The organism is Vibrio ichthyoenteri ATCC 700023 (assembly GCF_000222605.1).
In the GTDB taxonomy this organism is placed as follows: Bacteria; Pseudomonadota; Gammaproteobacteria; order Enterobacterales; family Vibrionaceae; genus Vibrio; species Vibrio ichthyoenteri.
Genome location: NZ_AFWF01000210.1, coordinates 1 through 1,061, shown reverse-complemented (window position 1 = coordinate 1,061; position 1,061 = coordinate 1). Strand labels below are relative to the sequence as shown.

Sequence of the window (1,061 nt, the reverse complement as noted above, 5' to 3'; positions counted from 1 at the left end):
TTCTTGCCTCTAATTATCTCTCCTAAAAGCAGAAATTGACACAGTAGTCCCCCTCAGAACCGTTGCATCAGATAGTTAGTTACCGATCACATAGACCTGTAGTTGACGTTCGATCGAGTAGTATCGAGATAGTTGATTTGGCACAGTGGCCAACAGTCAGTTATATCCCTCTATTGAGGAACAAAGTTGAAGAAGCTTTCCAGCCAGAAGGCCGCGACACGTTTCAGAAAGCGATTTAAGGGCGGTGTAGTTCCCGTGTGCTTAGTGTTGAGAGCCAACACTGGGCTCTTTCACGTGTATTGTAGCAGAAATCCGTTAATTGCTAGCAACAAATAATTTTATAGGGGATATTCTGCACCTAACGAACATTGATTAAGCAGTGAACCGGTTTAACGCTTAACGATGAATGATTCGGATTGAGCTGATAACATCATCAAACCCGTCAGCGTTGAATGAACCATGATCCCTTGTGTAGTAATCGCCTCGATAATTTTTATCTACATAGAAACGTACTCGCCAGCCACGAGGAATCGAAAATGAACTCATGTCATCGTCAAATCTATACATACTCAAATCTGCAATATCGCCATCAATCCTTAACAACGGACCAGTTTGATGCCTGTATTTATAGATAACTGCTGACGCATCATTACCACTACCAACGCTGACACTTCCTAGATATGTACGCTCACACTTGGCTTCAGATGTTCGACAAAAAATACTACCTTCGCCATGTTGCTTCTCACAACTATTACGTACATTTAGCCTTGCATACTCTTCTGTTCTTCCCGCTTCAGAAAATGAATCAATAAAAGGTTTCAGCGTACAAAGGTAAACCGAGTCAGCAGCAAAACTTAAGGATGGGCAAATAAAAAGCGCTAAAATAAATGACTTATTTAGATACATTAGAATTCCATTATTCAACATCAACTACAAAAATTTTCTTATTCACTTGGTAATCGGTTTTCACCCAAGGAGGATTGATCACCATAACATCCCTAACGCCAAACTTAACAAAATCTTCTGGCCTATATGTCCAGCCAACATAATCATCTTGATAT

The 1,061-nt window shown here is 40.2% G+C and carries 1 protein-coding gene; it reads right to left on the bottom strand.

The genetic code is table 11. From position 1 onward, the window contains the following. Positions 1-396 precede the first annotated feature (396 nt). A complete protein-coding gene (locus RH85_RS14880) occupies positions 397-906 on the bottom strand; it encodes a beta/gamma crystallin-related protein (protein WP_006713526.1) in 510 nt (169 codons plus the stop codon). Positions 907-1,061 lie beyond the last annotated feature (155 nt).

Excerpts from the sequence above, each read along its gene's own strand:
- RH85_RS14880 (WP_006713526.1), bottom strand. The coding sequence starts at position 906 with ATGTATCTAAATAAGTCATTTATTTTAGCGCTTTTTATTTGCCCATCC.